At 62.6% G+C, this 25913-nt stretch carries 22 protein-coding genes and 1 pseudogene; 12 read left to right on the top strand and 11 right to left on the bottom strand.

Annotation, left to right across the window (positions count from 1 at the left end; translation table 11 throughout):
* Positions 1-2031, bottom strand: a complete 2031-nt coding sequence (locus ACVJNE_RS22340; RefSeq protein ID WP_499568963.1) for a thioredoxin domain-containing protein — start codon at positions 2029-2031, stop codon at positions 1-3.
* Between the two features lie 38 nt (positions 2032-2069).
* On the opposite strand from ACVJNE_RS22340, the gene mnmE reads away from it, so the two are divergent.
* The 5 genes from mnmE to ACVJNE_RS22315 all read left to right on the top strand — a co-directional run bounded on the left by mnmE (position 2070) and on the right by ACVJNE_RS22315 (position 7817).
* On the top strand, positions 2070-3401 hold the full coding sequence (mnmE, locus tag ACVJNE_RS22335) for a tRNA uridine-5-carboxymethylaminomethyl(34) synthesis GTPase MnmE (RefSeq protein WP_499568962.1): 1332 nt from the start codon (positions 2070-2072) through the stop codon (positions 3399-3401).
* Positions 3402-3556: 155 nt separating this feature from the next.
* Complete coding sequence (gene mnmG / locus ACVJNE_RS22330; protein WP_499568961.1) at positions 3557-5428, top strand: tRNA uridine-5-carboxymethylaminomethyl(34) synthesis enzyme MnmG; 1872 nt, start codon at positions 3557-3559, stop codon at positions 5426-5428.
* Positions 5425-6093 carry a 16S rRNA (guanine(527)-N(7))-methyltransferase RsmG gene (rsmG, locus tag ACVJNE_RS22325; RefSeq protein WP_499568960.1) on the top strand — a complete coding sequence of 223 codons (669 nt, stop codon included), beginning with the start codon at positions 5425-5427 and terminating at the stop codon, positions 6091-6093. The genes mnmG and rsmG overlap by 4 nt, the downstream gene beginning before the upstream one ends.
* Before the next feature lie 9 nt (positions 6094-6102).
* Complete coding sequence (locus ACVJNE_RS22320; RefSeq protein ID WP_173188703.1) at positions 6103-6900, top strand: ParA family protein; 798 nt, start codon at positions 6103-6105, stop codon at positions 6898-6900.
* A 41-nt stretch (positions 6901-6941) separates the two neighbouring features.
* Positions 6942-7817, top strand: coding sequence for a ParB/RepB/Spo0J family partition protein (locus tag ACVJNE_RS22315; RefSeq protein ID WP_444726742.1), 876 nt, complete (start codon positions 6942-6944; stop codon positions 7815-7817).
* Between the two features lie 4 nt (positions 7818-7821).
* Here ACVJNE_RS22315 and holA read toward each other — a convergent pair whose 3' ends face one another.
* Complete coding sequence (gene holA, locus ACVJNE_RS22310; protein ID WP_499568959.1) at positions 7822-8865, bottom strand: DNA polymerase III subunit delta; 1044 nt, start codon at positions 8863-8865, stop codon at positions 7822-7824.
* Between the two features lie 108 nt (positions 8866-8973).
* On the opposite strand from holA, the gene ACVJNE_RS22305 reads away from it, so the two are divergent.
* Positions 8974-9363 (top strand): hypothetical protein, encoded by a 390-nt coding sequence (locus ACVJNE_RS22305; RefSeq protein WP_194248448.1) that lies wholly within the window; start codon positions 8974-8976, stop codon positions 9361-9363.
* Between the two features lie 81 nt (positions 9364-9444).
* Here ACVJNE_RS22305 and lpdA read toward each other — a convergent pair whose 3' ends face one another.
* The 7 genes from lpdA to mdh all read right to left on the bottom strand — a co-directional run bounded on the left by lpdA (position 9445) and on the right by mdh (position 19131).
* Positions 9445-10851, bottom strand: a complete 1407-nt coding sequence (gene lpdA, locus ACVJNE_RS22300) for a dihydrolipoyl dehydrogenase (protein WP_499568958.1) — start codon at positions 10849-10851, stop codon at positions 9445-9447.
* 30 nt (positions 10852-10881) lie between these two features.
* Positions 10882-11631, bottom strand: coding sequence for an SDR family oxidoreductase (locus tag ACVJNE_RS22295; protein ID WP_499568957.1), 750 nt, complete (start codon positions 11629-11631; stop codon positions 10882-10884).
* 34 nt (positions 11632-11665) lie between these two features.
* Positions 11666-12901, bottom strand: a complete 1236-nt coding sequence (gene odhB, locus ACVJNE_RS22290) for a 2-oxoglutarate dehydrogenase complex dihydrolipoyllysine-residue succinyltransferase (protein ID WP_499568956.1) — start codon at positions 12899-12901, stop codon at positions 11666-11668.
* Positions 12902-12951: 50 nt separating this feature from the next.
* Complete coding sequence (locus ACVJNE_RS22285) at positions 12952-15939, bottom strand: 2-oxoglutarate dehydrogenase E1 component (RefSeq protein ID WP_499568955.1); 2988 nt, start codon at positions 15937-15939, stop codon at positions 12952-12954.
* 108 nt (positions 15940-16047) lie between these two features.
* On the bottom strand, positions 16048-16950 hold the full coding sequence (sucD, locus tag ACVJNE_RS22280; RefSeq protein WP_499568954.1) for a succinate--CoA ligase subunit alpha: 903 nt from the start codon (positions 16948-16950) through the stop codon (positions 16048-16050).
* A 6-nt stretch (positions 16951-16956) separates the two neighbouring features.
* On the bottom strand, positions 16957-18153 hold the full coding sequence (gene sucC, locus ACVJNE_RS22275) for an ADP-forming succinate--CoA ligase subunit beta (RefSeq protein ID WP_499568953.1): 1197 nt from the start codon (positions 18151-18153) through the stop codon (positions 16957-16959).
* Positions 18154-18165: 12 nt separating this feature from the next.
* Positions 18166-19131: a malate dehydrogenase gene (gene mdh / locus ACVJNE_RS22270; RefSeq protein WP_421927892.1), complete on the bottom strand. Its 966-nt coding sequence runs from the start codon at positions 19129-19131 to the stop codon at positions 18166-18168.
* A gap of 358 nt (positions 19132-19489) precedes the next feature.
* Between mdh and ACVJNE_RS22265 the strand changes: the two genes are divergently transcribed.
* On the top strand, positions 19490-19933 hold the full coding sequence (locus tag ACVJNE_RS22265) for a YqfO family protein (protein ID WP_499568952.1): 444 nt from the start codon (positions 19490-19492) through the stop codon (positions 19931-19933).
* On the opposite strand, the gene zapE is transcribed toward ACVJNE_RS22265, so the two are convergent.
* Together zapE and ACVJNE_RS22255 are read right to left on the bottom strand one after the other, a co-directional pair.
* Complete coding sequence (zapE, locus tag ACVJNE_RS22260; protein ID WP_499568951.1) at positions 19930-21099, bottom strand: cell division protein ZapE; 1170 nt, start codon at positions 21097-21099, stop codon at positions 19930-19932. The genes ACVJNE_RS22265 and zapE overlap by 4 nt on opposite strands.
* Positions 21100-21137: 38 nt before the next feature.
* Positions 21138-21698: an AprI/Inh family metalloprotease inhibitor gene (locus ACVJNE_RS22255; protein ID WP_173188722.1), complete on the bottom strand. Its 561-nt coding sequence runs from the start codon at positions 21696-21698 to the stop codon at positions 21138-21140.
* Between the two features lie 161 nt (positions 21699-21859).
* Here ACVJNE_RS22255 and ACVJNE_RS22250 point away from each other — a divergent pair, with 161 nt between their 5' ends.
* The 5 genes and pseudogenes from ACVJNE_RS22250 to ACVJNE_RS22230 all read left to right on the top strand — a co-directional run.
* Positions 21860-22966: an MBL fold metallo-hydrolase gene (locus ACVJNE_RS22250; protein WP_499568950.1), complete on the top strand. Its 1107-nt coding sequence runs from the start codon at positions 21860-21862 to the stop codon at positions 22964-22966.
* Between the two features lie 68 nt (positions 22967-23034).
* Positions 23035-23196: a DUF1328 domain-containing protein gene (locus ACVJNE_RS22245; protein WP_173188724.1), complete on the top strand. Its 162-nt coding sequence runs from the start codon at positions 23035-23037 to the stop codon at positions 23194-23196.
* 54 nt (positions 23197-23250) lie between these two features.
* On the top strand, positions 23251-24135 hold the full coding sequence (gene dapF / locus ACVJNE_RS22240) for a diaminopimelate epimerase (RefSeq protein ID WP_499568949.1): 885 nt from the start codon (positions 23251-23253) through the stop codon (positions 24133-24135).
* The gene (gene mtaB / locus ACVJNE_RS22235) at positions 24132-25439 is read left to right on the top strand and encodes a tRNA (N(6)-L-threonylcarbamoyladenosine(37)-C(2))-methylthiotransferase MtaB (protein WP_499568948.1); all 1308 of its coding nucleotides are present in this window, start codon (positions 24132-24134) and stop codon (positions 25437-25439) included. Before dapF ends, mtaB begins: the two co-directional genes overlap by 4 nt.
* Before the next feature lie 16 nt (positions 25440-25455).
* Positions 25456-25913: pseudogene (locus ACVJNE_RS22230) on the top strand (signal recognition particle-docking protein FtsY); the annotation flags it as partial.

The following is a 25913-nucleotide window of genomic DNA, read 5'->3' as shown; positions in this document are numbered from 1 at the left end:
TCAGCTGGCCGGCCTGCGAAGCAGGTCGGCCAGCTCGGCGCCGGAGCGAACCGGCGGCAAACAGCTCTGGCCGATACAGAGCCAGGCGCCTGGACGGGTGCTATCCAGCACCGCTCCACCAGGCAATTCGATACGATCGTTGGCGCCTTCCCCGCCGACATCTAGAAACGTGTCGGTTCTCAGAAAATCCGGGAAGCGATTCGCCTCCGTAACAAGCTCTTGGCTGTCGTCGTCGACGATGACCAGCTTTCGAGGCTGTCGAGCTTGTTCGGCTGAGCAAATGATACCGGCCTGTCCGTAACGCTGCTGGGCGACCCGCCCCAGGGCTGCCTCGGCCGCGGTCACTGTGCGACCGTAGAGCAAGTCGTCCCCCGTCAGCATCGAGAGCCTTAGCATGGCCCGGATCGTCTGGGCCGTGGCGCTCGGCACTGCCTCGTCGACGTCGCCACGTATGCGCATCGGCACATCCACGGCGTCGCTCGCGGTCAGATAGTGCCCCTTGCCATTCTCGTCGGCGTGCCAGCGATCGAGCATCCCGAGCCAATCTCGCGCCCTGGCGGCATATTCTCTGCTGCCTGTCGCTTCGCACAGCGCGATGGCTGCATTGATCATCGCCGCATAGTCCGTCGACATACAAGGAAAGAGCCGGTCCGCACCGAGGATGGAGTGGGGAAGCCGGCCATCCACGGTCGATTCGGCTACGCAACGAAAGGCGTCCTGTGCGAGTTCCAGCCAGTCGCCGCGCCCGAATACCCGAGCTGCGTTCGCGATGGCGGCGATTGCCTGACCGTTCCAGTCGACAAGCAGCTTGTCGTCGCGACCGGGACGGACCCGGTGCCCGCGTTGGTCTATAAGTCTCTGTTTCGCCTCGATAAAAAACGGGTCTGCGTCGGCTTCGCCAAGCGCGGGCGATGACAGCCGGTGCAATATCGGGTCGCCTTCCCAGCCTTCTGGTGCCGTCAGCTCATAGATGGAAAGAAAGCGCGCCGCGTCAGCTTCGCCGAGCACCGCGTTCAGTTCCTCGCGAGTCCAGAGATAGAACTGGCCTTCTTCCCCTTCGCTGTCGGCATCGAGGCTTGAAGCGAAGCCTCCTTCTGGCAACATCATTTCGCATTGAAGCCAGCCAATCGTCTCTTCGATTCGGACACGAAACAGAGCGCTGCCTGTTGCACCGTAAGCCGCGGTGGCAAGTTCGATAAGCTGCGCATTATCATAGAGCATCTTTTCGAAGTGCGGCACCAACCAGCGGTCATCGACCGCGTAGCGGCATAATCCGCCACCGATGTGGTCGTATATGCCGCCGCTAAGCATTATTTCCAGGCTGGAAAGGACGGAATCGCGGTGAGCCGGTACGCCGTGTTGCAGCCAGCTCGTCCATAAGGTGTTCATGAAAGGTGCATTTGGGAACTTCGGCGCGCCGCGCGGCCCACCTTTTACCTGATCGATCGACGACTGGATCGATTCCGCGAGGGCAGGCAAAAGGCCTGCATCCATAGCGACAGTGCCGGTGGTCGGCGCAAGCCTGGAGCGTACATGGTCTGCCAGGGCGCCTGCGCTTCGTGCAAGTTCGTCCCGCTTGTCGTCCCAGGTTCGCGCGACCGCTTCCAGAACCTGTATGAAGCCTGGCCGGCCGTAACGTGGTTCCTTGGGAAAGTAGGTGCCTCCCCAGAATGGCTGTCCGTCGGGAGTGAGGAAGATGGTCAGCGGCCAACCGCCTTGTTCGCCCATGGCTGTCAAGGCCGCCATATAGATCTGGTCTATATCTGGCCGCTCCTCGCGATCGACCTTGATGTTCACGAAAAGGCGGTTCATGACAGCTGCGACTTCGTCGTCTTCAAAGCTCTCATGGGCCATGACATGGCACCAGTGACAGGCGGCGTAACCGACTGAAAGCAGGATCGGCTTGCCGGCGCTGGCAGCTTCGTCGAGTGCTGCTCGCGACCAGGGCCGCCAATGTACGGGATTATCCTTGTGCTGCCGCAGATAGGGGCTGCTTTCGTAAGCGAGCAGATTCTGAGATAGATTCGTCATGACACACCGTTGCTGGCAGCGAAGGTAGGGCGTAGGCAGTGAGCCATCAATCCTTATTCTGCGATACGATCTTCGCCCTGTCGTCCGGCGGGCTCCCCTCAGGCGTCGCGATGATCCGGCTGTCAGGGCCCCAAACGATCGCTGTTCTTGCAAGCATAACTAAGGGCCGCGTCCCGCCGCCACGCAAGGCCGCGCTCAGGGAGCTCGTCGACGATGACGGCGAACCGCTGGATCGTGCCATTGTGCTCAGTTTCCCGGGTCCGGCGAGCTTTACTGGAGAGGACTGCGCGGAACTTCATGTCCATGGAGGCAAGGCGGTCGTTGCGGCCGTACTGGAGCATCTGGGCAGGAAAGACGGCCTGCGCGCGGCCGAAGCGGGAGAGTTTACCCGCCGCGCGTTTCTGAATGGCAAGCTCGACCTGACCAGCGCCGAAGGCCTGGCCGATCTGGTGGCCGCGGAAACGGAGCTCCAGCGCAGAATGGCGCTGATCAATGCAGAAGGCGGTCAGCGTGACATCTACGACGGGTGGCGCAAGCGCCTGTTGCATGCTCGAGCAATGATCGAGGCGGAGCTGGACTTTGCAGATGAAGGCGACGTACCGGGCTCTGTCGCCGCAGATGTCTGGACTGATATGTCGGCGATGCAGCAAGAAATTGCTAACCATATCAAAGGCTACCACGCGGCCGAGATCATAAGAGACGGGTACCGGGTGGTGCTGTTGGGTGCGCCTAATGCCGGCAAATCCAGCCTGCTCAACGCTTTGGCCCGGCGTGACGTTGCGATCGTGACTGAAATTGCGGGTACGACGCGTGACCTTGTTGAAGTATCGCTCGACCTGGATGGGCTGAAGGTCATCTTCACGGATACTGCCGGGTTGCGCGATTCTCCCGACACAGTTGAGCGGATCGGTATTGAGCGAGCTCTCCGGGCTGCCGCAGAGGCGGACCTCGTCCTCAAGCTTACGGACGGCTCACCAGAAATGCCTGGCTTTGATCTGGCTGACATTAAGGGTAAAGCGCTTTCGGTCGCGACGAAGGCCGATATTACCCCACACCGTACCGGTGAGTTCCACCATATCGTTTCGGTGATCGACGGTGCCGGCCTGTCTGCTTTGATTGAGGACATCGGACGGCATGCCAAGGGTGCCGTTTCGGCGGTGTCCGGCGTCCTTCCGTCGAGGTTGCGTCAGTTGGAGCTGCTACGGTCATGCGGGCATCATCTTTCTCTCGCTACCGAGGTGCAACAGGAGCTTGAGCTGCGCGCGGAGGAGCTGCGTTTGGCGGGCGACGCTTTGGGGCGGATCACAGGTGCGATAGACGTTGAAGATTTGCTCGGCGTTATCTTCTCGGAGTTTTGCATAGGCAAATGACTCACGTGAAACACTGACTGTTAAGGCGCAAGCACTGACTCACGTGAAACATCGAGCGACAGCTCCCATGGAAATCGTTTCACGTGAAACCGCGTTGCGGCTTGACTTCGCCGGCGGTCGGGAACATCTGTTCGATCGACTAAAGAGACTGGATCATGACCGAAAACTTCGACGTCATTGTTATCGGTGGCGGCCATGCCGGCTGCGAGGCAGCTTCAGCCTCGGCACGGGTAGGTGCGCAAACCGCGCTCGTGACGATGAAGCGCGACACAATTGGGGTGATGTCTTGCAATCCTGCCATTGGCGGCTTGGGAAAGGGCCATCTGGTTCGGGAAATCGACGCGCTGGACGGGCTTATGGGCCGTGTCGCCGATCGTGCCGGCATTCAGTTTCGCTTGCTTAACCGGCGGAAGGGACCGGCGGTCCGCGGCCCGAGAACACAGGCAGATCGCAAGCTCTATCGGCAGGCGATGCAGGAAGCCATTGCAAATCAACCAAACCTCGAAGTCGTCGAAGGCGAGGTTTTCGATCTGCAATTCCAGAACAATCGGGTCGCAGGCGTGGTTTTAGCCGACGGCCGACGGTTAAGCTGCGCAGCAGTTGTTCTGACTACCGGCACCTTCCTCCGTGGACTCATCCATATTGGTGACGAGCGCTTTCCGGCCGGCCGCATGGGCGAGAAAGCCTCTCTGGGGCTTTCTGCTACCATGAGCCGCCTTGGTTTCAAGCTGGGCCGTCTGAAAACGGGTACGCCGCCGCGCATCGACGGGCGTACCATTGACTGGCAATCGCTGGACAAGCAACTGGCGGACGAGGATCCCGAACCCTTCTCATTGCTGACGGATTCGATCGACAACCCGCAAATTGCCTGCGGTGTAACGCGAACGACAGCCGAAACACACGACATCATCCGCGCTAACCTGTCTCGCTCTGCCATGTATTCGGGCTCTATCGAAGGCATCGGTCCGCGCTATTGCCCATCCATCGAGGACAAGATTGTCAAGTTTGGCGATCGCGACGGCCATCAGATATTCCTGGAGCCTGAGGGTCTGGACGACAACACCGTCTACCCCAATGGCATCTCCACATCTCTTCCCCGGGATGCGCAGGAGGCGCTCGTTGCGTCGATCCCCGGTCTCGAACGGGCTTCAATCACGCAACCGGGTTACGCGATCGAATACGACCATGTCGATCCACGCGAACTGGAAACCACGCTCGAAACCCGCCGCGCACCGGGCCTCTACCTGGCCGGGCAAATAAACGGCACGACGGGCTATGAAGAAGCTGCGGCGCAAGGCCTCGTAGCCGGAATGAACGCTGCGCGCGCAGCGGGTGGGCTCGACCCGATCGTTTTCGGAAGGGGCGATGCCTATATCGGCGTCCTTGTCGACGATCTGACTCGCCGAGGGGTAACAGAGCCCTATCGGATGTTCACGTCTCGGGCGGAGTTCAGGCTGTCGCTCCGCGCCGACAACGCCGACGAGCGGCTGACGCCAGTGGCCATCGATCTTGGCATTGCGAGTGAAGAGCGCAGCAAGCGATTCGGTCAGGCGCGCCATGAGCTGGAACGGGCACGGAAACTAGCGAAATCGTTGTCGATAACGCCGAATGAAGCGTCGGGCTTTGACCTCAATCTAAACAAGGACGGGCAGCGTCGAACTGCCTACGATCTTCTATCCTACCCCGATATGAGCTTGCAGCGACTGAGCGCAATCTGGCCGGAGCTTGGCACCATAGCGCGCAAGTCGGGCGAGCGGCTCGAAACCGAGGCCCGTTACGCAGTCTATCTGGACCGTCAACAGGCGGATGTCGCCGTACTGAAGCGGGAGGAAGCGCGAGCCATTCCGGACGGCTTGGATTTTACGATGCTACCCGGGCTCTCAAACGAGTTGAAGCAGAAGCTAGCGAACCGCCGGCCGCGATCCCTGGCGGAAGCACAGCGGATCGACGGCATGACACCAGCCGCGCTCGCCATTATCATCTCTGCCCTACACCAGAACGATCATCGTGAGCGGGGCGCAGCGTGACGGGTAATCGCCTCGAAGAAATTCGTGACGTTGCCGGAACAGTTTCACGTGAAACACTGGAGCGACTTGAGTCGTTTGAAGCAGAGTTTCGCAAGTGGTCTACGCGCATAAATCTCGCTGCCCCTTCAACGATGGACTCGCTTTGGAGCCGGCATATCCTAGACAGCGCACAACTAGCCGCGCTGAAACCGGGCGCGCTGAAGTGGCTGGACCTTGGCTCTGGGGGCGGGTTTCCGGGCGCGGTGATGGCAATTCTTCTCCGAGAGCGCAGTGGGGCCAGTATAGAGCTCGTCGAGAGCAACCATAAGAAAGCAGCGTTCCTGCGAACCGTGCTTGGCTCCCTCGGGGCCCCGGCAAAGGTGAACATATGCAGGATCGAGCAGGCATCCGGAATTGGCGAAGGCGTGGAAATCGTTACCGCACGGGCACTGGCTCCGCTTCCCAAGCTGCTCGACCTGTCGGCGCATTGGCTGACAGGCGGGGCGACTGCCCTCTTTCACAAAGGGCGGGATTACGCGACAGAAATCGCCGAAAGCCGTGACGCCTGGCAATTCGATCTGATAGAACATCGGAGCAAGATCGATCCGGCAAGCCGAATCCTCGAACTTTCGAAGGTTGAACGGGGTCGATCACGACCAGATATCGCCAACAAGCCTGTCCGGTGACTGTCCGCCATGACCGTGCATCCTCGCATCATCACCGTCGCCAACCAGAAGGGCGGCGTCGGGAAAACGACCACCGCGATCAATCTCGCCACTGCCTTGGCCGCCATCGGCGAGAAGGTGCTGATCGTCGATCTGGACCCGCAGGGCAATGCCAGCACAGGCCTCGGAATCGACCGGCAGGATCGTGCGGTATCCTCCTATGATCTGCTGGCCGGTGACGCTACGGTTGCAGAGGCGGCGATGCCCACGGCGGTGCCGGGGCTGAGCGTCATTCCTTCAACGCTCGATCTTCTCGGTATCGAGATGGAGATCGCATCGGCGCCGGACAGGGTTCTGCGCCTGCGCAACGCGCTGCGGCGTTCCCGCGAAACCGGCGTCGATTTCTCTTATGTGCTGATCGACTGCCCGCCATCGCTGAACCTGTTGACCCTCAATTCGATGGCAGCCGCCGATTCCGTCCTCGTTCCGCTTCAGTGCGAGTTCTTCGCGCTCGAGGGGCTCAGCCAGCTCCTGCAGACGGTCGAGCAGATCCGTAACTCGATCAATCCGGATCTGACGATACAGGGTATCGTGCTGACCATGTTCGACGGTCGCAACAATCTCGCCAATCAGGTTGTCGAGGACGTCAGAGCGCATATGGGCGACAAGGTCTATGACACGGTGATTCCGCGCAACGTTCGTGTCTCCGAAGCCCCGTCCTATGGGAAGCCGGCGATCCTCTACGATCTTAAATGCACGGGCAGTCAGGCCTACCTGCAGCTTGCATCGGAAGTGATACGGCGTGAGCGGCGGCTCCGGGCCGCTTGAAAACAAGACTCGATTCGATGTCGAAATGATGCGGAATGAACATGAGTGACGATCCCTCCAGAAAACGGCTCGGCCGCGGTCTCGCCGCGCTGATTGGCGAGATGGACAAGCCGGCGCAGCCGCAGGCCACGCCCAAGATAGGGGCGGATAGCCGCGTTCCCATTGAATTTGTTACTCAAAATCCGCGCAACCCAAGGCGTAACTTCGCCGAGGCGGAGCTTGCGGATCTTACGCAGTCGATTCGTGAGCATGGAATCGTGCAGCCGGTGGTGGTGCGAACCGGCGCCAATGGTCGCTATGAGATCATAGCTGGCGAGCGCCGCTGGCGCGCGGCCCAGCGGGCGGGGTTGACCGAGCTCCCGGTAATAATCCGGGAAGTGGATGATCGGGTCGCGCTCGAGCTTGCGATTATCGAGAACGTCCAGCGCGCCGACCTGAACCCGGTCGAAGAAGCTCAAGGCTATCAGCAGCTTATCGACGAGCACCACTATACGCAGGCCGATCTCGGTCAGGTGATTGGCAAGAGCCGGAGTCATGTCGCAAACACGCTCCGGTTGCTTAAATTGCCAGACGTCATTCGCGATATGCTCGTCGATGGCTCGCTGTCTGCCGGACACGCGCGTACGCTGGTGACGGCAGAGGATCCTGCTTCGCTGGCTAAGCAAATCATCGAAGAGGGGCTTTCCGTGCGCCAGGCCGAGGCACTGGCGCAGCAGCCCGCGCGGCCGCCGCAGCCCCCGACGCGCTCTAGCACGCCCGCCGAGAAGGATGCGGATACGCTTGCGCTGGAAAAGGCGCTATCCGACGTGACGGGGCTCAGGGTGACGATTTCCCATGGCCAGAAGGGCGGGGAACTGAAAATCTCGTACAAGACGCTCGAGCAGCTCGACGAATTGTGCCGCAGGTTGCAGCGCTGACTTGTCAGCGCCGGGCGGCGCGTGCCGATTCGACCAGAAGCGCAATAAGCGCCTGCCGCGCCGTTGCCGTCGCAAGATCCGGTCGGCGGCGCGTTAGGAGTACTGCCGCCTGAAGTCTCTCGAGCGCCCGTGACAGCGCGGGCGCGGTCCAGCGCTGCAGCGCCGTTTCCACCAGCTTACGCCTTGTGAAGAAGACCGGGGGGCGGGCTGAGGCTACGACCGCGCCGGGCGCCTTGCCTGCGGAATCCATCTCGTTGCGCATCAGGCTGAGAGCCTGAAACTGCCGCATGGCGCCGGCCAGCACGAGAAACGGGTTCGTACCGGAGGAGATCAGGCGCGCGAACGCCGTATCGAAGACAGCGGCATGCCCGGACAGCACGGCGTCAATCGCGTTGTCGAGGCTCAAACCTGACACGTCGCCCGTCATCAGGTTGATGTCATCGACGGTGACTTCACGCGCGCCGTGGCAATAGAGCGCCAGTTTTTCGATTTCGCTTCGGGTCGCCAGGCGGTCGCCGCCGAGATTGGCGCGCAAGGCCTGGCGGCCCTCCATGCCGATCGCCAGTCCGTCGCGCGCCAGGACTTCGTCAATCACGGCGTCTATCGAACGCCCCTCATCGGCATAGCACGGCAGCGCCATCGCGGCCGAAGCACTTTCCACAGCGCTGCGGAGGGCAACGCCCTTCTTGAGATCGCCAGCCTCGATGAGAATGATCGAGTCGCGCGGTGGCGACGCGGCGAGGAACTTCACCTCATCTGCAAGTTGTTTTTGCGCGCCCGCACCCTTGATCCATATCAGGCGCTGGTCGGAGAACATGGGAACCGTGCCTGCCTCGTTCGACAACCTGCCTGGCGCGGCTTCGACCTCGCCTGCATCCAGCCTGACCGACGAGAAGGGATCGTCGGCGTTAAGCCCGGTGGATGCCACAAAAGCCTTGGCGCGCTCGGATACGAGGCCGCGGTCAGGACCATAGATGAGTACGATCCGAATGTTGGGATCGGGACGCCTTAGCCACGAATCGACTTCATGCGCTTTCTTCTGAGCCATGCCGCTTGGCTACCACAGGTTTTGACGAAGAAAAGCCTAAACGGAACCCTCAGCCGTCGCGCGGCGTTATTGGTCACGATAAAGTCAGGAATATCACGGAGAACGACAATGTCAGACCAGAACAATATTGATCCGCGTCGCGTCGATCCCGGCCATCCGGACGGGCCGCGTGTCGCTCCGCGCTCGCCTTATACCGATCCCGCAGCTGATCCGCGCGTGGTCAACGAGACCGTCGTACACAACAGCAACGGTCGCGGCGGGCTGATTGCAGCGGGCGTTATTGCCGTGCTGCTCGTTATCGCCCTCATCGCCTTCAGCAGTGGGCCCGGGACGGATGCCGGCACGACCGCCGTTATTCCGGAGCAGCAGAATGAGCAGACTGCGCCTGCCCCGGCTCCTGAGGCAGCGCCGGCGCCGGCCGAGGAAGCAGCGCCAGCAGCCCCTGTCGAGGAAGAGGCTCCGGCCGCGCCGGCTGAAGAGCCTGCACCGAACCAGTAAGCGTACCGCGTAACCTTGCGTAAAATGAAACGGGCCGGATCAAGCTGATCCGGCCCATTTCATTATCGAATGCGCAGACGTCTACATATGGATAGGCTTGGCAAAAGTCGCCAGCGCCGCCTCCTTGACCGATTCGGACATCGTCGGGTGGGCGTGGCACGTGCGCGCCAGATCCTCGGAGGATCCCCCGAATTCCATTAGAACCGCCGCTTCGTGGATCATCTCCCCGGCGCCGAAGCCGACGATATGAACACCCAGCACCCTGTCCGTCGCCTTGTCGGCGAGAACCTTGACGAAACCGTCGGTCTGCAACATGGCGCGGGCCCGCCCGTTGGCCGTGAACGGGAACTTGCCGGCCTTGTAGTCGACGCCCGCCTTCTTCAACTCTTCCTCGGTCTTGCCGACTGAAGCGACTTCCGGGCTGGTGTAGACGACGCCCGGAATGACGTCGTAATTCACGTGGCCCGCCTGGCCGGCGATGATTTCGGCTACCGCCACACCTTCGTCCTCGGCCTTGTGCGCAAGCATTGGCCCCGCGATGACGTCGCCGATCGCATATACGCCCGGCACCGAGGTCTGGAAGTGATTATCGGTCTGAATGCGGCCGCGCTCATCGAGCACCACCCCGGCCTTTTCCAAACCAAGTCCATCAGTGAACGGCTTCCTGCCCGTCGCGACCAGCACGGCATCGGCCTCGATCGTTTCCGCGTCGCCGCCCTTGATCGGCTCGAACGTGACAGATGCGCCTTTCTTGGACTTTGCGACCCCGGTCACCTTCGCGCCAAGCTTGAACTCCATGCCTTGCTTGGCCAGCAGGCGCTGGAACTGCTTGGCGACCTCGCCGTCCATGCCACCGAGGATCGTGTCGAGATATTCGACCACAGTCACCTTCGCGCCGAGCCGCGCCCAGACGGAACCGAGTTCGAGCCCGATGACGCCGCCGCCGACCACGACGAGATGATCCGGCACCTTGTCGAACGCCAGCGCGCCGGTGGAGGAGACGATCACCTTTTCATCGAAATCGACATCCACGCCCGGGATGCCGGCGACATCGGAGCCGGTGGCGATGACAATGTTCTTGGTTTCGATCTCCTCAGACTTGCCGTCTTCGCCGGTCACGGAGAGCTTGCCCTGTCCGAGCACTTGCCCGGTGCCCTGGAACGTGTCGATCTTGTTCTTCTTCATCAGGAAGACGAGGCCCTTGGTGTTCTGGTCCACCGTCTGGGTCTTGTGCTCGATCATCTTCTTGAGATTGACCTTTGGCTTGCTGATCTCGATGCCGAGCGCGTCGAAGGAATGTTCCGCCTCGAGCAGCATTTCGGTCGCATGCAGCAGGGCCTTGGAGGGAATGCAGCCGATATTGACGCAGGTGCCGCCATAGGTATCGCGCTTCTCCACCAGAGCCGTCTTCAGCCCCAGTTGCGCAGCCTTGATGGCGCAGACATAGCCGCCGGGGCCGGCTCCGATAACGACGACGTCATAGCTCATGGCTTATTCCTTCCTTGCCGCAATGGCGGGTCAGCGCCCGCCGCTGGTAGTCAAAATCGCGCCCGTCGAATACGACGCCTCGTCAGACAGTAGCCACAGTGCCGCGCGCGCGACTTCCTCGGCCGTGCCTTCGCGCTTCATCGGCACGAGGCCACGCATGGCGGCAACCCGATCCGGCTGGCCGCCGGACGCATGAATTTCTGTGTCGATGATGCCTGGCCTGACCGCATTGACGCGAATGCCCTTGGCCGCGACCTCGCGGGCAAGCCCGACGGTCAGGGTGTCGACCGCGCCCTTTGAGGCCGCGTAGTCGATGTATTCACCCGGCGCGCCCAGTACGGCGGCGATCGACGAAATGTTGACGATCGCTCCGCCTGCGCCGCCATGGCTGGTCGACATGCGCCTCACGGCTTCGCGCGCGCAAAGTGCGGTGCCGATCACGTTGATCCGCATCATCCGGGTCAGGCGTTCAACGCTCATTTCGTCGAGCCGCGCCTTGCGATCCACAACACCGGCATTGTTGACGAGCCCGTCGAGCCGCCCGAAGCGCGCATCGACCGCCTCGAACATGGCGATTACGTCCGCTTCTTCGCCGACATCGCCACGGATGGCGAAGGCTTCGCCGCCGGCGGAGACGATGTCGTCCACCACGCGAGCGGCAGCTTCTTCATTGGACGCGTAGTTGACGGCGACACGCCAGCCGGCGGCCGCACCGAGCCTGGCGATCGCAGCGCCAATGCCGCGCGAGCCGCCTGTCACGAGCATCGTTTTCGCCGACATCGTTCCTCCATATGCGGATGGTGAGCGTCGAAGCCTAAAGGTCCAGAACCAGACGCTCGGGATCCTCAAGCGTTTCCTTGACGCGAACGAGGAAGGTCACGGCTTCCTTGCCGTCGACGATCCGATGGTCATAGGAGAGCGCGAGATACATCATCGGACGGATGACGATCTGGCCGCCGACGACCATCGGCCGTTCCTGGATCTTGTGCATGCCGAGGATGCCCGACTGCGGCGCATTCAGGATCGGCGTCGACATCAGGGAACCATAGACGCCGCCGTTGGAGATGGTGAAGGTGCCGCCCTGCATGTCGGCGACCGACAGCTTTCCGTCCCGCGCGGCAACACCCAGCCGGCCGATCTCCTTCTCGATCTCGGCGATGGTCATCGCGTCGGCGTCGCGCACGACGGGGACGACCAGACCCTTTTCAGTGCCGACCGCCACGCCGATGTGCGCGTAGTTCTTGTAGATGATGTCGGTGCCGTCGATCTCGGCGTTCACAGCCGGAATCTCCTTCAGTGCATGCGTCACCGCCTTGGTGAAGAAGCCCATGAAGCCAAGCTTCACGCCATGCTTCTTCTCGAACAGCTCCTTGTACTTGGCGCGCATGTCCATCACCGGCTTCATATCCACCTCGTTGAAGGTGGTCAGCATGGCGGCCGTGTTTTGGGCATCCTTCAGGCGGCGCGCGATGGTCTGGCGCAGCTTGGTCATGCGTACGCGTTCCTCACGGGCGCCATCGTCTTCCGAGGAAGGTGCGCGGGCTGCAGCAGGAGCGGCGGTTGCCGGGGCCGAAACACCCTTGGCGATGGCGTCGAGCGCATCTCCCTTGAGGACTTGACCGCGCTTGCCGCTGCCGGACACCTGGTCTGCGGAAATGCCGGCCTCGGCGAGCGCCTTGGACGCTGCCGGAGAAGCGGGCATGTCGGTTTTGCCTGCCGGGGCCTTGTCGGCTGCGGGCTCGGGCTTGGCCGCTTCCTCTTTCGGCGCCTCGGCTTTCTTCGGCTCTTCCTTCTTGGCGGATGCAGCGCCCGCTCCGGCGTCGATCATGCCGAGCAGCGCGCCGGGCTCGACCGTGTCGCCTTCATTCACCGTGATTTCGGCAAGCGTGCCGGCGGCGGGGGCGGGCACCTCGATGGTCACCTTGTCGGTTTCCAGCTCGACAACCGGCTCGTCGGCGGCGATGGCCTCGCCGGCCTTCTTGAACCACTTTCCGATTGTGGCCTCGGTGACGGATTCTCCGAGGGTGGGAACGCGAATTTCGGTAGCCATTGTTCTTTTCCGTTGCCTGATTTCGCTTCGCTTAGGTCAGTGGTGCTGGTTCATTCACCCAGCGCATCCTCGAGGAAAGCCTCGAGCTGCGCCAGGTGCTTGGACATGAGGCCCGTCGCCGGGGATGCGGCGGCCGGCCGGCCGGTGTAGCGCACGCGCTGGTGCTTGGCGTCGATGTGGGCGAGCACCCACTCCAGATACGGATCGATGAACGACCACGCGCCCATGTTCTTGGGCTCTTCCTGGCACCAGACCATCTCCGCATTGCGGAAACGCGACAGTTCGTTGATCAGTGCCTTGGCCGGGAACGGGTAGAGCTGTTCGACGCGCAGCAGGTAGACGTCGTCGACACCGCGCTTCTCGCGCTCCTCGTAGAGGTCGTAATAGACCTTGCCCGAGCACAGAACGACACGGCGGATCTTGGAGTCCTTGACCAGCTTGATCTTCTGGTCCGGCAGCATCTGCGCGTCGTCCCAGAGCAGGCGGTGGAACGAGCTTTCGCCCGACATTTCCGACAGTGTGGAGACTGCACGCTTGTGGCGCAGGAGCGACTTCGGCGTCATCAGCACCAGCGGTTTGCGGAAGTCGCGCTTGAGCTGGCGGCGAAGGATGTGGAAGTAGTTAGCCGGCGTCGTAACGTTGGCCACCTGCATGTTGTCTTCCGCGCACATCTGCAGGAAGCGCTCGAGACGGGCGGAGGAATGCTCCGGTCCCTGCCCTTCATAGCCATGCGGCAGCAGGCAGACGAGGCCCGACATGCGAAGCCATTTGCGCTCGCCCGACGAGATGAACTGGTCGAAGACGACCTGCGCACCGTTGGCGAAGTCGCCGAACTGGGCTTCCCACAGCGTCAGAGCGCGGGGTTCGGCAAGGCTGTAGCCATATTCGAAGCCAAGCACGGCTTCTTCAGAGAGCATCGAGTTGATGACCTCGTAATTGGCCTGGGCCGGTCCGAGATTGTTGAGCGGGATGTATCGGTCCTCGGACTTCTGATCGTAGAGCACCGAGTGGCGCTGCGAGAAGGTACCGCGCTCGGAATCTTGCCCCGACAGACGGATCGGGTTACCGTCCATGAGGATCGAGCCAAAAGCCAGCGCTTCGCCGGTCGCCCAGTCCAGTCCTTCGCCCGATTCGATCGCCTTGCGCCGGCTGTCGAGGAAGCGCCCGATGGTGCGATGGACCTCGAAGTCCATCGGCATATCGGTCAGCTTCTTGCCGATCTCCTTCAGCGTCTTGAGCGGAACGGAGGTCTTGCCGCGGCGCTGCTCGTCCTGATTGTCGGCCGTGCGCAGTCCCGACCACGCGCCGTCGAGCCAGTCGGCCTTGTTGGGCTTGTAGGCCTGGCCGGCCTCGAATTCCGCTTCGAGGTTGGCCCGCCAGTCGGCGCGCATCTTCTCGACCTCGTCCTGCGTGATCAGGCCCTCGGCAATGAGCTTGTCGCTGTAGAGCTGGACCGTCGTGCGGTGCGAGCGGATCGCCTTGTACATGACCGGCTGGGTGAATGCCGGCTCGTCGCCCTCATTATGGCCGAAGCGGCGATAGCAGAACATGTCGATGACCACCGGCTTGTGGAAGGTCATCCGGTATTCGGTCGCCACCTTGGCCGCATAGACGACCGCTTCCGGGTCGTCGCCATTGACGTGGAAGATCGGCGCCTCGATCATCTTGGCAACGTCGGACGGATAAGGCGACGAGCGCGAGAAGCGCGGGTTGGTCGTGAACCCGATCTGGTTGTTGATGATGAAATGGATCGTGCCGGCAACGCGGTGGCCGCGCAGGCCCGACAGGCCCAGGCACTCGGCAACGACGCCCTGACCTGCGAAAGCCGCATCGCCATGCAGCAGCAGCGGCAGCACCTTCACGCGCTCTTCGATCGGCACAGCCTCTTCGCGGGTGCGGCCGAAAACCTGGTCCTGCTTGGCGCGGGCCTTGCCCATGACGACCGGGTTGACGATCTCCAGATGCGAAGGGTTGGCCGTCAGCGACAGATGCACCTTGTTGCCGTCGAACTCGCGGTCGGAGGAGGCGCCGAGATGGTACTTCACGTCGCCCGAACCCTCGACGTCATCCGGCGTGTAGGAACCGCCCTTGAATTCGTGGAACACCGCGCGATGCGGCTTGGCCATGACGTTGGTCAGCACGTTGAGGCGGCCGCGATGGGCCATGCCGAGCACGGCTTCCTTAAGCCCCATGGCGCCGCCGCGCTTGATGATCTGCTCGAGCGCCGGAATCAGCGATTCGCCGCCGTCGAGGCCGAAGCGCTTGGTGCCCTTGTACTTGACGTCGATGAACTGTTCGAAGCCTTCGGCCTCGATCAGCTTCGACAGGATCGCCTTCTTGCCTTCGGAGGTGAATTCGATGCCCTTGTCGGGACCCTCGATGCGCTCCTGGATCCATGCCTTCTCGGCCGGATTGGAAATGTGCATGAACTCGACGCCAAGGGTCGAGCAATAGGTGCGCTTCAGGATGTCCAGCATCTGCCGGACGGTGGCGTATTCCAGTCCCAGCACATGGTCGATGAAGATCGGGCGGTCGTAATCGGCCTCGGTGAAACCGTAGGCCTCCGGCGACAGCTCGTTGTAGTCCTCCTTGGCCTCGGCGAGACCGAGCGGATCGAGATCCGCATGAAGATGGCCGCGCATGCGGTATGCGCGGATCATCATGATGGCGCGAACGGAATCGCGCGTGGCGGTCAGGATGTCAGCATCGGAAAGTGCGGCACCCTTCTCGCTGGCCTTTTCGCGAACCTTCTTCTCGAAGTGCTTTTCGGCAGCGCCCCAGTCACCATCCAGCGCCGAGACGAGTTCGCCATTCGCCGTGATCGGCCAGTTGGACTTTGTCCAGGAGGCACCCTGCGCGCTCTTGCGCACATCCCCGGCATCGTCCTTCAGGGCGGCGAAGAAGTCGCGCCACTCCGGATCAACCGAAGACGGATCGTCCTGCCAGGCCGCGTGAAGGGTTTCGATATAGTCGGCATTGCCGCCATACAGAAACGAGGTGAGTGAAAACTGGTCGTTGGCCTGATCCTGCCGCGCCATCTTGATCCTTCGGAGCCCCGTGCTCCGTCTCCTGTGTGAGAGGAGTAGGTAAGTAGGGCAGTAAGGCAAACATGTTTGGTGCGCCTACTGCCCTATTCCCTTTCTCCCTTAACCCTTGATCGCTTCGACCAGCGTCTTGCCGAGTCGGGCCGGCGAAGGCGAAACACGGATGCCCGCCTCTTCCATCGCCGCGATCTTGTCTTCAGCGCCGCCCTTGCCGCCGGAAATCACGGCGCCGGCATGGCCCATGGTGCGTCCGGGCGGTGCGGTGCGGCCCGCGATGAAGCCGGCCATCGGCTTGCGGCGGCCTTTCTTGGCTTCATCCTTCAGGAACTGCGCTGCTTCTTCCTCGGCCGAGCCGCCGATCTCGCCGATCATGATGATCGACTGCGTCGCGTCGTCGGCCAGGAACATCTCCAGCACGTCGATGAATTCGGTGCCCTTCACCGGATCGCCGCCGATGCCGACGGCCGTCGTCTGGCCAAGGCCTTCGTTCGTCGTCTGAAACACTGCCTCATAGGTAAGCGTTCCGGAGCGGGAAACAACGCCCACTGAACCCTTGCGGAAGATGTTGCCCGGCATGATGCCGATCTTGCATTCGTCGGGGGTGACGATGCCGGGGCAGTTCGGGCCGATCAGGCGCGATTTCGACTTGTCGAGCTTCGCCTTGACCTTGACCATATCCATGACCGGGATGCCCTCGGTGATGCAGACGATCAGCGGCATCTCGGCCTCGATTGCCTCGATGATCGCATCAGCAGCACCTGCCGGTGGCACGTAGACCACCGAGGCGGTTGCGCCGGTCTTGTCGCGGCCCTCGGCGACTGAGGCGAAGATCGGCAGGTTTTCACCACTGGCGCCGGTCCAGGTTTCTCCGCCCTTCTTCGGGTGGATGCCGCCGACCATCTGCGTGCCGTGATAGGCGAGCGCCTGCTCGGTGTGGAACGTTCCGGTCTTGCCGGTGAGGCCCTGAACGAGAACCTTGGTGTTCTTGTCGATAAGAATGGACATCTAGGCTCAGGCCCCCTTCACGGCATTCACGATCTTCTGGGCGGCATCGTCGAGATCGTCGGCGGAAATCACATTCAGACCGCTCTCGTTGATGATCTTCTTGCCCAGTTCGACATTGGTGCCTTCCAGGCGCACCACGAGCGGAACCTTGAGGCCGACTTCCTTGACGGCTGCGATCACACCCTCGGCGATGACGTCGCACTTCATGATGCCGCCGAAGATGTTGACGAGAATGCCCTTCACGTTCGGATCGGCAGTGATGATCTTGAACGCGGCCGTGACCTTCTCCTTGGAAGCGCCGCCGCCGACGTCGAGGAAGTTCGCGGGCTCGGCGCCGTAGAGCTTGATGATGTCCATCGTCGCCATGGCGAGGCCGGCGCCGTTGACCATGCAGCCGATGTTGCCGTCGAGCGCGACATAGGCGAGGTCGTATTTCGAGGCCTCGATTTCCTTGTCGTCTTCCTCGGTCACGTCGCGCAGCTCGACCACATCCGGATGTCGGAACAGCGCATTGTTGTCGAACGAGACCTTGGCGTCGAGGACGCGCAGCCGGCCGTTTTCCATGACGATCAGCGGGTTCACCTCGAGCAGGCTCATGTCCTTCTCGGTGAAGGCCTTGTAGAGGATCGGGAACAGCGTCTTGCCGTCGTTCGCCGCGCCTCCTTCGAGCTTGAGCGCTTCGTTGAGCTTTGCAACGTCCGCATCGGTCACGCCCGTTTCAGGGTCGATCGCGACGGTGACGATCTTCTCCGGCGTCTCTTCGGCGACGGCCTCGATGTCCATGCCGCCCTCAGTCGAAACCACGAAGGCGACGCGGCCGACGGTGCGGTCGACCAGGATCGACAAATAGAGCTCACGGGCGATATCGGCGCCGTCTTCGATGTAGAGACGGTTGACCTGCTTGCCGGCCTCGCCGGTCTGCTTGGTCACCAGCGTGTTGCCGAGCATCTCGTTGACGTTGGCGACCACGTCCTCGACGGACTTCGCCAGGCGGACGCCGCCCTTGGCGTCAGGCCCGAGTTCCTTGAACTTGCCCTTGCCGCGTCCGCCGGCATGGATCTGGCTCTTGACCACATAAAGCGGGCCCGGCAGCGATTTGGCGGCAGCTTCGGCTTCGCCTGCCTTGAGGATCGCGACACCGCCGGCGACAGGTGCGCCGAAACCCTTGAGAAGCTGCTTGGCCTGGTATTCGTGGATGTTCATCCGCCGTCCCCCTTACTTGCCCAAGGCCGGTGCGATGCCGATGCAGGCCTCGCAGAGACCCTGCACTGCTGCGACCGACTTGTCGAACATCTTCTGCTCGGACTTGTTGAAGTCGATCTCGATGATGCGCTCGATGCCGCCAGCGCCGATCACCACCGGCACGCCGACATACATGTCCTTCAAGCCGTACTGGCCGGACAGGTGCGCCGCGCAGGGCAGCACGCGCTTCTTGTCCTTGAGATAGCTCTCGGCCATGGCGATCGCCGATGCGGCTGGCGCGTAGTAGGCGGAGCCGGACTTGAGCAGGCTGACGATCTCGCCGCCGCCCTTGCGGGTGCGCTCGACGATGGCGTCCAGCTTCTCCTTGCTGGTCCAGCCCATCTTGACGAGGTCGGGCAGGGGGATGCCGGCAACGGTCGAATAACGGACCATCGGTACCATGTCGTCGCCGTGGCCGCCGAGCGTCATCGCGCTTACGTCCTCGACGGAAACGTTGAACTCTTCGGCGAGGAAGTAGCGGAAGCGGGACGAGTCGAGCACGCCGGCCATGCCGACGACGTGGCTCTTGGGCAGGCCGGAGAACTTCTGAAGCGCCCAGACCATCGCGTCGAGCGGGTTGGTTATGCAGATGACGAAGGCGTTCGGCGCGTACTTCTTGATGCCGGCGCCGACCTGCTCCATCACCTTGAGATTGATGCCGAGGAGATCGTCGCGGCTCATGCCGGGCTTGCGCGGCACGCCGGCCGTCACGATGCAGACGTCAGCGCCTTCGATGGCCGCATATTCGTTCGCGCCTACGTAGCGCGTGTCGAAACCGTCGACCGGCGAGGATTCTGCGATGTCCAGGCCCTTGCCCTGCGGGATGCCTTCCGCGATGTCGAACATGACGACGTCGCCGAGTTCCTTGAGGCCGACCAGATGGGCGAGCGTGCCGCCGATCATGCCGGAGCCGATGAGGGCAATCTTGTTGCGAGCCATGGTGATTGGTTTCCCTTTTGTGCGCCGGTCTGCTGCCGCGCCGGCCTGAAACTGCGTTGCCGAGTATTGTTATCCGGACACGGGAGGCCGTCCGAATTCGGGCTCGGGCATAGACGCATCGCCCAAAAAACTCAACCGATTCTTACCACGCGAACATTTTCAATCGTTTAGATCATTATTATCTTACGTAAACGTAAGAATCGGCATGACTGGATTTGCGTCGATCGCCAGTTTGAACCGAAATGGAACAGTAGCTGCAAACCACGAAGCAATGGTATTGTCGCCAATCTGCTGACTCCGCGATGTCAGCACGTCCGCGTTTAAACTGCCGCTTTGCCATATCGAAGGGAGGCAGTGGATGTTTGAGCGATCGTTTGAAACGACATCTGTGCGGATGGAGCAGTTGGTGCTCCTGAGTTTTCAGGCGCCCACCGAGGATGTCGATCGCATCATGAAGGCGGTGGTGGCGATAACCCCGCTTGCCATGGGCAACTACGACAGCAACGCCTATCAGAGCGGGACCGGCATTGAGCGATATCGCCCTCTGGACGGCGCCGCGGCCGGACCGGAGAGTGAGGTTCGGGCCCGCCCCGGGGTGGTCGAGGTGTCCTTCGAGCTTCCTGCCGACCGGTCGATTATCGACCGGGTGATCGAGGCGATCTTTCAGGTCCACAGCTACCAGGAACCGGTCATTCGTATTCAGACCATACTCGGCAGCCGCTCCAAGGGCCTCGACGACAACAGCAATCCCAACCGATGGTGGAACACCACGGGAGACTGGAAGCAGGCAAAGAACGGCTAGCGTGGCGTTTCACGCTGCCGCACCGTCTCCAGCCAGTCGCGGGTCTGCATTTCCGTCAGGCGGGACGCCGTGCGGGCGAACTCAAAGGCTTCCGTGCCGCTGGTGCCGGCATAGAGCTGTTCCGGCGGCGCTTCGGCACTTGCGACAAGCCGCATGCGGTTGTCGTAAAGCGTGTCGATCAGCAAGATGAAGCGCTTGGCCTCGTTGCGCTTTTCCTGACCCATCACCGGAATGCAATCGATGAACAGCGTGTCGAAACGAGAGGCGATTGCCAGATAGTCCCGCGCGCCCAGCGGCTTTTCGCAAAGTTCGCCGAAGGTAAAGCGCGCCGCCGTGCCGTTGGCGCGTGGAACAACCAGTTCCCGGCCTTTCACCGCGAGTCGCGTCTCCTGCGTCGTGTGGCCGGCGGTCGCCGCATGCCATGCTTCGTCCATCTGGCTGGCGGTCTCGGCGTCGCAAGGCGTCATATAGACCTGCATCCGGTCGAGTTTTTCGCGCCTGTAGTCGGTCGGTCCGTCGAGCGCGATCACTTCCGCGTGGTTTTCCAGGATACCGATGAACGGTTCGAAGAGCGCCCGGTTCAAGCCATCGCGGTAAAGATCGCGCGGCGCCACGTTCGACGTCGCGACGAGCACGACGCCTTCCGCAAACAGGCTGGAAAACAGCCGTGAGAGGACCATAGCGTCGGCGATGTCCGTCACCGCGAATTCGTCGAAGCATAGAATCCACGCTTCTTCGGCCAGTGCCTTGGCAACCGGCGGGATGGGATCCGTCTCCTTCGTCTCGCCGCGTTTCAGCGCCTCGCGATGGCTCTGTATGCGATCGTGGACGTCGGCCATGAAATCGTTGAAGTGGGCGCGCCGCTTGCGCTTCACCGGAACCCGTTCGAAGAACAGATCCATAAGCATCGTCTTGCCGCGCCCGACGCCCCCATAGACGTACAGACCCTTCACGGTCTCGCGCGGCTGCTTTCGTTTGGCGAAAAGCCAGCCCAGTGCGCTGGATTTGGATGCCAGACGCTGGCTCGAGACCTCGGCGATCAAACGGTCCAGCGCATCCACGATCCGTAGCTGCGCCGGGTCAGAGGTGATGGTGCCGGCCTGCTCAAGATGCTCGTAGTGCTGCCGCAACGTACGGAATGTCGGCAGGTCGTCGAGCGAAGACATCGGCTGGGCCCGTATGCTGATGCGCTATTTCGTGCGCCTCAGCGCGACAGCGAAACGGGTACGCCCGTGCTCGTCTGGCCGTCGAAACGCTCACCACCCGAGGAATAGAGGCGTGCAAGCACTTCGCCGTTGTCGTTGTAGAGCGCGAGCTGGCTGCCCGATACGTTCCACGACTTGACGCCGTCGAGTGGAGCCGGGCACCGCAGCGGTCCGGCGCGATAGCCCTGGCCGAAGCGCGTTTGCGGTGTCGCGATGCGGCAGCTCTGTCCGGAGACGCTGGCATTCCATACGCCTGCGACGCTACCCGTGGTGATCTCAGGCGCATTGGCACCTGGATCGACGGCTGCGACCTGGGTCCCGTCAGAGGGAAGCTGTCCCGGTTGCGCGCCCGGGGCTGCGGGGAACTGGCTGGGATCCGTCACGCCCGGCTGACCGGGTGGCGGAAGCTGGCCGGACGTCACCGTACCGGCCGGTGCGGGCGACAATGGCGCCGGCGCAGGACCGCTCGAATCCAGCCGCGAGAAGCGTTCGCTCTGGCAACCGGCCAATGCGAGCGCGATAAATGTCGTGGCCAATACGCCGGTAGTTCTGAAACCCATCGATTCCCTCCGTCGAAACGGTAACCCGTTCCGTACGTCCATTTTGAATCCCTTCAATCGCCAGAATAGTGGCAATCCCAAGTATAATCCAACGCATATGGTTAAATTAGGGTTCCCGGCAACCCCAGGCTAGCTGACGCGAGGTCCGAGCGCTTGCCGGAATGCCGGCAGGCGTTATCCTGAGCGTCATGAACAGGCGCGGATTGATGAAGTGGATCGGGCTCGGCGGCGTCGCGGCTGCCGGAGGCGGAGCGGCGATGGCGAAGAGTGGATCTGGCAGTCGGTATTACGCGGGGCCGAAAAGCGATCATTTCGACGGCACCGTCTTTTTCAACCCCGAGGGCAAACCGCCTGCGGGCTTCACCGACCTTTTGCGCTGGCAATTCGGCGGCGGACGCGCCCGCTGGCCGGACGAGTGGCCGAGCCCGTTTCCCCAAGCGAAGCCGGAGCCGCGCGTGGCAGGACAGCGGCTGGTGGTCACGATGGTCGGTCATGCCACGCTGCTGATCCAGACCGGGGGCGTGAACATCCTCACCGACCCCGTATGGTCCGACCGCGTTTCGCCGCTATCGTTCGCGGGGCCGCGCCGTATAAACGCGCCGGGCGTCGCCTTCGAGGACCTGCCTCCTATCGATCTCGTGCTGCTCAGCCACAATCACTACGACCACATGGACGTTGCGACCCTCGCGCGGCTGAAGCAGTCTCACGACCCGCTGGTCATCACACCGCTGGGCAACGACACGATCGTTCGTCAGAGTGTGCCGGATATGCGGATCGCGGCGCACGACTGGGGCGACATGGCGATTTGCGGTTCCATGCCGGTTCACATCGAACCGGTGCACCACTGGTCGGCACGCGGAACGGGCGACCGCCGCATGGCCCTGTGGGCCGGTTTTGTCGTCGATGCGCCAGGCGGCGGTATCTACATCGTTGGCGACACGGGCTTCCACGGCGGCATCAACTACAGCGAAGCCGCGCGAAAGCATGGCGGCTTCCGGCTGGCGATCCTGCCGATCGGCGCCTATGAGCCACGCTGGTTCATGGAAGCCCAGCACCAGAACCCCGCGGAGGCGGTCGAAGGTATGGTGCTGGCCGGCGCCGCATTCGCTGCGGGTCACCACTGGGGCACGTTCCAACTCACCAACGAGCCGATCGAGGAGCCGCGTGACCTGCTGCATGCCGCGCTCGACCACAAGGCGATTTCACGCGACCGTTTCCGCCCAATGCAGCCCGGTGAGGTCTGGGACGTGCCGCCAGTAATCGGCTGAGCGGAACTTCGATTAGGACGCGGCGTTCCTGGGGCATCCAGAATTCGCGCTTCAATGGAGGTTCCGCAATGCTCAAATGGATTCTCATTCTCCTGATCGTCGCGGCCGTTGCCGGCCTGCTGGGTCTCAACACGATCTCCGGCGCAGCCATGACGGGTGCGAAGATCCTCATCGGTATCGTGCTGGTTCTCTTCCTGCTCGCCGTGCTCGGGATTGTCGCCATCGCGTGATCGCCAGGGGCCGCGCACTGGTAATCAGCGCCCTTTTCCGCCATATACCGGCGCATGAGCGAACGTGCACCCTTTGCGAAGATGAACGGCATCGGCAACGAGATCATCGTTGTCGATATGCGTGGCCGTGCCGACCGGGTTGCGGCCGCGGCCGCCATTGCGCTCAATGCCGACCCGTCGACGCGCTTCGACCAGATCATGGCGGTGCACGACCCCCGCACGCCCGGCACCGATGCCTTCGTTGAAATCCTCAATTCGGACGGCTCGCCGGCGCAGGCCTGCGGCAACGGCACGCGCTGCGTCGTCCAGGCGCTGTCAGCTGAAACCGGCCGGTCCGTCTTTACCCTCGAAACCGTTGCCGGCCTCCTGAACGCGCGCGAGCATGAAGACGGCACGATCTCGGTCGATCTGGGCATGCCGCGCTTCGGCTGGCAGGATATTCCGCTGGCGGAGGAGTTTCGCGATACGCGCATGATCGAGCTGCAGATCGGCCCGATCGACGCCCCGGTGCTGCATTCGCCCTCGGTGGCCTCAATGGGCAATCCGCATGCGATCTTCTGGGTGGACGAGGACGTCTGGTCCTATGACCTCGACCGGTTCGGGCCGCTGCTCGAAAATCACCCGATCTTTCCCGAGCGCGCCAATATCACCATTGCTCAGGTGACTGCATCGGATGCGATGAACATCCGCACCTGGGAGCGCGGCGCGGGCCTGACGAAGGCATGCGGGTCTGCCGCATGTGCTGCGGCCGTGTCGGCTGCCCGCACCGGGCGCACCAGGCGCGCCGTGACAGTCACCGCCCCCAGCGGCGGCAAGCTCCTGATCGAATGGCGCGACGACGATCATGTCATCATGACCGGGCCGGCGGAGTGGGAGTTCTCGGGTCTGCTCGACCCGGCCACCGGTTCGTGGGAACGCGAGGTCGAGGGCGCGGCATGAGCGGGGGCAAGGATACCCCCAGGGGCATCGACGTCGTCACCTTCGGCTGCCGGCTCAACACCTACGAATCCGAGGTGATGCGGCGCGAAGCGAATGCCGCCGGGCTCGGCGAGCTCGATGGCGGTGCCGTGATCTTCAACACCTGTGCCGTCACCGGCGAGGCGGTGCGGCAGGCCAGGCAGGCGATCCGCAAGGCGCGCCGCGACAACCCCGGCGCACGCATCATCGTCACAGGCTGCGCTGCCCAGACCGATCCCGACAGCTTCGTCGCAATGGACGAGGTCGATCTCGTTCTCGGCAACGAGGAGAAGCTCAAGGCGCACAATTATCGCGCGCTTCCCGATTTCGGGGTCAACGATTTCGAGAAGGCGCGCGTGAACGACATCATGTCGGTCACCGAGACGGCCTCGCATATGGTCGACGCCATCGAGGGCCGCGCGCGCGCCTTCGTGCAGGTGCAAAATGGCTGTAACCACCGCTGCACCTTCTGCATCATTCCTTACGGGCGCGGAAACTCACGCTCGGTGCCGATGGGCGCCGCGGTCGAGCAGGTCAAGCGCCTCGCCGGCAACGGTTATGCCGAAGTGGTTCTGACCGGCGTCGACATGACCGGCTACGGCGCCGATCTGCCGGGCAGCCCCAGGCTCGGCCGGCTGGTCAAGGCGATCCTGAAGCAGGTGCCGGACCTCGCGCGGCTAAGGCTGTCGTCGATCGATTCGATCGAGGCGGATGACGAGCTGATGGAGGCGATTGCCACCGAGCCACGGCTGATGCCGCATCTGCACCTTTCGTTGCAGGCCGGCGACGACATGGTGCTGAAGCGTATGAAGCGCCGCCACCTTCGCGACGATTCGATCCGCTTTTGCGAGGATGTCCGGCGGCTCAGGCCCGACATCGTCTTCGGCGCCGACCTGATCGCGGGTTTCCCCACGGAAACCGAAGCGATGTTCGAGAACTCGCTGAAGATCGTCGACGAATGTGGCCTCACGCATCTGCACGTCTTCCCCTTCAGCCCGCGTGAGGGCACGCCCGCGGCACGCATGCCGCAGGTCGACCGCACCGTGGTGAAGGACCGTGCGGCGCGGCTTCGTGCTGCCGGTGACGCGGCCTATCGCCGGCACCTCGATGCACTGGTCGGAACGCGGCAGCGTATTCTTGTCGAGCGCGAAGGTATCGGCCGCGCGGAGGGCTTCACGCTGGCCGTGCTCGATGGGGACAAGCCCGGCGACGTCATCGAGGCCGCTATTTCAGGGCATGATGGGGAGCGGCTGATCGCGCGTCCCCTCGCGGCGCGGGCTGCGTAAGGGGTACGCGGAAGACATGGCATTCGGTTTCATCAAGAAAATCTTCTCCTTCGGCAACAAGGAAGTCGAGGAGCGTCCGGCGGACGATGCGCCTGCTGCGCTGACGCCGCCACAAGCTGCCGAGGCGGCGCCGACACCGCCCGCCGCGACGCCCGACCAGGCCCCGGTGGAAGGCCCGGTTCCCGAATTTCTGCGCCGGCCGGTCGAGGAGACCGCGCCGACCGCCGAGCCCGCACCTGAAACTGCCGAACCCGGCGAGCCCGAGCCGGTTCCCGCCGAGGTGCCGCCGGTTCCGCTTGAGCCGGATGTGGTGCCCGCCCCGGAATCCCGCCCCATACCCGAAATTCCGCTTGAAGTGCCGGAACCGGCACCGACAATTCCAGAGCCAGAGCCAGAGCCAGAGCCAGAGCCAGAGCCAGAGCCAGAGCCAGAGCCAGAGCCAGAGCCAGAGCCAGAGCCAGAGCCAGAGCCAGA

It is taken from the genome of Mesorhizobium sp. DxT (assembly GCF_058448885.1).
The sequence above is the reverse complement of the archived record's forward strand: the minus strand, read 5'-3'. Positions and strand labels throughout refer to the sequence as shown.